This window comes from Duncaniella sp., from assembly GCF_029054785.1.
Taxonomy (GTDB): domain Bacteria; phylum Bacteroidota; class Bacteroidia; order Bacteroidales; family Muribaculaceae; genus Duncaniella.
In genome coordinates, this window is record NZ_JAIDEN010000138.1 from 1 (window position 1) to 4,968 (window position 4,968).

The window sequence follows — 4,968 nt, forward strand, 5'->3', positions numbered from 1 at the left end:
AAGAAGAACTCCGCAAGGCTGCCAAGAGCGCTGTCTGCAAGATCAACATCGACTCTGACAGCCGTCTGGCCATGACTGCCGCTGTCCGCAAGGTGATGGCTACAAAGCCCGCTGAGTTCGACCCCCGCAAATATCTCGGCCCGGCCCGCGACGAAATGGAGAAACTCTACAAGCACAAGATCGTTGCTGTGCTCGGCTCCAACGGCAAAGCAGAATAATTTCCGTCAACTCGGAATTATCCATACCACAGACAGGGAGAATGCCCGAAAAGGCATTCTCCCTGTTGCTTCTGACAGAACAGACTGAATGGAAATTCACACCGGATCACCAGCCCCATCGAAATTTTAACTGCGCCAAAACGTTATAATACATAAATATTCCGTATCTTCGCATTAACCATCAACAGGAATAGCCCGACCTCCACACTAAGAGGTTGTTTAAAACCCTCCGAACACTATGGAACAGATGTCATGGGACAGACTTATCAACGACAAACGTTTCGGACTCGAACACTTCCACGATCCGAAAACCGGCTCACGCAGCGATTTCCAGCGCGATTTTGACCGCCTGGTGTTTTCGTCGCCATTCAGACGTCTGCAAAACAAGACACAGGTGTTTCCCCTTCCGGGAAGCATCTTCGTCCACAACCGTCTGACCCACAGCATCGAGGTTGCAAGCGTTGGCCGCTCGATGGCTGCGGAGATCGCAGCAGGCCTGCGGAAAAAATACGCCTCTGCGCCCTGGGTGGCCAAGCTCGACTCGATCGGCGAGATCGTCGGCGCCGCCTGCCTGGCCCATGACCTGGGAAATCCCCCCTTCGGGCACTCCGGAGAGAAAGCCATCTCGACCTATTTCAGCGAAGGCGAAGGGCGCTGTTTCCGTCAGCAGCTCACACCACGCCAATGGTCCGACCTCACCAACTTCGAAGGCAACGCCAACGCCTTCCGGCTGCTGACCCACCGCTTCAACGGCCGCCGTCCGGGCGGATTCGCCATGACCTACTCCACCCTGGCATCCATCGCCAAATATCCCTTCGACTCCTCGCTTGCAGGCTCCCACGGCAAATTCGGCTTTTTCGCCTCCGAGCAGGACGATTTCATCAAAGTAGCCGAAGAACTCGGCATGATCCGGCTCAAAGAGAGCGGCGACGCGGTCCGCTTTGCCCGCCATCCGCTCGTCTACATAGTCGAAGCCGCCGACGACATCTGCTACGAGATAATGGACATCGAGGACGCCCACAAGCTGAAGATCCTCTCCACCGAGGAAGTGATACCGCTTTTCCTCGGCTACTTCGACGAGGCTCGCCAGGCCCACATCAAACGGGTGATGGGGGGTGTCGATGACCCAAATGAAAAAATCGCCTACCTGCGATCCTGTATCATCGGAGTGCTTGTCAACCGCTGCTCGGAAGCCTTTCTCAGTCATGAAGAAGAGATCCTTCAGGGGCGTTTCAAAGGCTCGCTTCTCGACCACATTCCGGAACTGGAACGCAAAGGCTACCGCGACTGCGAAGCCCTCTCGTGGAAAAAAATCTACTGCGCGGGCGATGTGGTAGACATCGAGCTGGCCGGTACACGGATCATCTCCTTCCTCATCCACGAACTTGTCAAAGCAGTCTGCAACCCCGAACTGAACTATTCCCGTCTGCTCCTGGCAAAAGTCCCTGAGCAATACGAAGTGAACTCTCCGAGCCTCTACGGCAAACTCCAGGCCGTGCTGGACCATATTTCCGGCATGACCGATGTCTATGCCCTCGACCTTTACAGCCGTCTCAAGGGCATGAGTCTTAAAATCAACAACTGATGATGAAAAAAACAACACTCTATCACCGTCTCGGCCTCTCCCTGCTCCTGCTCTGCCTGACAGCCGTCTCAGCCCTGGCCGTCAGAGTCGACGAAGTCCCCAACGTCCACGTTGCAGACCGCAACCGCTATGTCTCCAACCCCTCCGGAGTCCTCTCTGACGCAGCCGTCAGCCGTCTCGACTCCGAAATCGCGGCTCTGTGGGACGACACGTCGGTCGAACTCGTGGTCGTGGCCGTCGATCAGGTCGACTCCTCGCTCACTCCCGAAGAATTCGCCACCAGACTGTTCGAAAAATGGGGAATAGGCAAGAAAGACAAGGACAACGGTGTGCTCGTGCTCCTCTCGCGCGACGACCATGCTGCGATCATCCGCACAGGCTACGGAGTCGAAGGCGCCCTCCCTGACATCATAGCCGGACGCATCATCCGCAACGTCATGTTCCCTCTTTACCGCGAGGGTAAATACGATGAAGGCACCGAGGCCGGAATCGGCAGTATCTCAGAAGTCCTGCGTGATCCGGAACTCGCCGAAGAGCTGAAATCGAAATACGCCAACGACGCGCATGCCGGATTCGAAAATGATCTGGACGGCAACGAACTCTTCACCATGTATCTCGCATTTGCAGGCACAATCGCCGCAGTGCTTCTCTTTCTGGTCATCTATGCCATCGCCTCTTCGCGGCGGCTCGACGATGTCCAGCGCTACCGCATGCTCGACCAATACCGGACCATCACCCTCTTCGGCCTCTTCCTGACCCTCGGCATGGCGCTTCCGGCGTTTCTCCTTCTGGCCTACAAGATGAAACGCGTCCGCCGCCACAAGCGCGACTGCCCGCATTGCGGCACACGCATGGAGCTGATCGACGAAGAGCATGACAACGACTATCTCACTCCGGCCCAGGACACCGAGGAGCGCATCAACTCGATCGACTATGATGTCTGGCACTGCCCCAAATGCCATCAGACCGAAATCCTCCCCTACATCAACCGCCAGACCAACTACACGGTCTGTGACCGCTGCGGCGCCCGCGCAATGTCGCTCGTCGACCGCCGCACCCTGCGTCCGGCCATTGTCGGGCGGGAAGGGGAAGGCCTCGACATATACATCTGCAAGAACTGCGGCAATCAGCATCAGAAGCGCTTCCGCATCCCGAAAAAGCAGGATCCGACGGCAGCAGTGGCCGCAGGTGCCATCCTCGGCAGCTCGCTTGGCCGAGGCGGTGGCGGCGGTTTCAGCGGAGGTTCATTCGGAGGCGGCATGACAGGCGGCGGAGGCGCAGGAGGACGATGGTAAGTCTTTTCATCACGGACCTGGCCGACTTTCTCTGCGGCTATCCGCTGTTCGCCCTGCTCATCGGAGGGGGCTTCTACCTCTTCTTCCGCTCAGGCATGGTCTCCCTGCGGATGCTTCCGGAGGCATTCCGCGAACTGCGCGGCAAGCAGTCACGCGAATCCGGACGGCAGATCTCCTCAGTCCAGGCCCTGACTTCGGTCGTGGCCGCGACCGTAGGGATGGGCAACATCGCAGGTGTGGCCATCGCCCTGGTGATGGGCGGACCGGGTGCGATCTTCTGGATGTGGGTCAGCGCCCTGGTCGGAATGTCGACAAAGTTTCATGAAGGAGTGCTCACAACACGCTACAAAGTCACACATCCCGACGGACGCAGCTCAGGAGGCACAATGTATATCATCGACCGCGCCCTCGGCCCGCGCTGGCACTGGATGGCGCTGACATTTGCCGTGGCCGGCATGATGGGGACGCTCTGCATAATGAACGCCAACCAGCTGACGGAGGCTGTGGTCAGCACTTTCACCACACCCGAATGGCTCGAACAAAACGGCCCGGTCAGCGCCATCGCATCGACGCTCGGCTGGCGGCACGAATCGGCATTCCGGCTCCTGGTCGGCATCGGCATAGCCCTCACAGTGACCTCAGTCGTGATCGGAGGCATCCGGCGCATTGCCGGAGTGGCCAGATGGCTTGTGCCGTTCATGGTCGGACTCTATTTCATCGCCGTGCTATACATCATCCTCACCCATCTGGCGGAAGTTCCGGCAGTCTTCAAGTCGATCTTCACAGAAGCCTTCAATCTCCGCGCCGGCTGGGGGGCACTGGCCGGAATAGCCATCATCGGCGCCCGCCGTGCGGCTCTGGTCAACGATGCCGGAGTCGGCACAGCCACAATCATGCACGGAGCGTCGGCCAATGTCTCGCCCGCCCGCGAAGGACTGATCGCCATGCTCGGACCGGCGATAGACTCCGGTCTGGTCTGCACCCTGACAGCCCTCGCACTCCTTCTCTGCGGCGATTTGCAGGCGGTCGAAGGGATCAAGGGCCTCGACGTCGCCATGAAAGCCTTCGGCAACGCACTGCCCGCGGGTGAATTCCTGCTGATGGGTATCGTGTTGTGTTTCTCGCTGTCGTCAATGTTCAGTTACAGCTTCTACGGCAACCGCTGTGCCGCCTATCTGTTCGGGGAGAAGAGAGCGAAGTACTACACCTGGTTCTTCATCCTGACCCTCATCGTTTTCGCCGTGATGCCCTTAGGAGTAGCCATCGGTTTCTGCGATCTGTTCTATGCCCTGATGGCCTTCCCGACCATGATCACCCTTCTGCTGCTCGGCAGGCAGGTAAGAGAAGAGATAAAAAATTTTTCAGGGCGCCCCGCATTATCGCACTAAAAAGGGGGTGCGCAGGCCGTATATTTGCAGTGAAAAACAATCAATCCACTCACTTATACACGATATACGGCTATGAAAAAACAGAACAACGGGAAGAAAAAGACTCCGGCACTGAGCGTGTCGCGCAAGTTTTACGTCGAGACAATGACCCGCGTCCGAGATGCGATGTCAGCAGTCAATGCCGGCTGCCAGGAAACATACGAGATGGAAGTCTACATCTCCGACTATCTCCGCAGCGGACTTCAGCCCAAAAGGGAACTTGAAAACAGGCAGCTTCTGGTCATGATGCTGCTGAAACCTGAGATTGACAAGGCGATTGCCCGATCGGCCAAAGCCCGCAGCCGCACGAAAAAGGAGCGCGAGACACCCTCCCGCCCCCTTACGCCCGAAGCGCCCCTGTCGCGTTTACACAAATCCCCGCCCACCCCACAAGAGGCCAAGTCGTATGGCGTCTGGGGGGTTAAAAAAAAAAAGGGGGGGGG

Annotated in this window: 5 protein-coding genes; all 5 read left to right on the forward strand. The window is 57.7% G+C overall.

Annotation, left to right across the window (positions count from 1 at the left end; genetic code table 11):
* A partial coding sequence (locus K2H17_RS08640) for a class II fructose-bisphosphate aldolase (RefSeq protein WP_300133788.1) occupies positions 1–218 on the forward strand: 218 nt, incomplete at its 5' end.
* 247 nt (positions 219–465) lie between these two features.
* The gene (gene dgt / locus K2H17_RS08645) at positions 466–1,803 is read left to right on the forward strand and encodes a dGTP triphosphohydrolase (RefSeq protein ID WP_300133794.1); all 1,338 of its coding nucleotides are present in this window, start codon (positions 466–468) and stop codon (positions 1,801–1,803) included.
* Complete coding sequence (locus K2H17_RS08650; RefSeq protein ID WP_300133789.1) at positions 1,803–3,098, forward strand: TPM domain-containing protein; 1,296 nt, start codon at positions 1,803–1,805, stop codon at positions 3,096–3,098. Before dgt ends, K2H17_RS08650 begins: the two co-directional genes overlap by 1 nt.
* Positions 3,092–4,486 carry an amino acid carrier protein gene (locus K2H17_RS08655; RefSeq protein ID WP_300133791.1) on the forward strand — a complete coding sequence of 465 codons (1,395 nt, stop codon included), beginning with the start codon at positions 3,092–3,094 and terminating at the stop codon, positions 4,484–4,486. Before K2H17_RS08650 ends, K2H17_RS08655 begins: the two co-directional genes overlap by 7 nt.
* A gap of 72 nt (positions 4,487–4,558) precedes the next feature.
* Positions 4,559–4,968: hypothetical protein (locus K2H17_RS08660; protein ID WP_300133793.1), on the forward strand; the 410-nt coding region annotated here is incomplete at its 3' end.

Coding starts and splice junctions, on each gene's coding strand:
- K2H17_RS08650 (WP_300133789.1), top strand. CDS start 1,803: ATGATGAAAAAAACAACACTCTATCACCGTCTCGGCCTCTCCCTGCTC.
- K2H17_RS08655 (WP_300133791.1), top strand. CDS start 3,092: ATGGTAAGTCTTTTCATCACGGACCTGGCCGACTTTCTCTGCGGCTAT.
- dgt (WP_300133794.1), top strand. CDS start 466: ATGTCATGGGACAGACTTATCAACGACAAACGTTTCGGACTCGAACAC.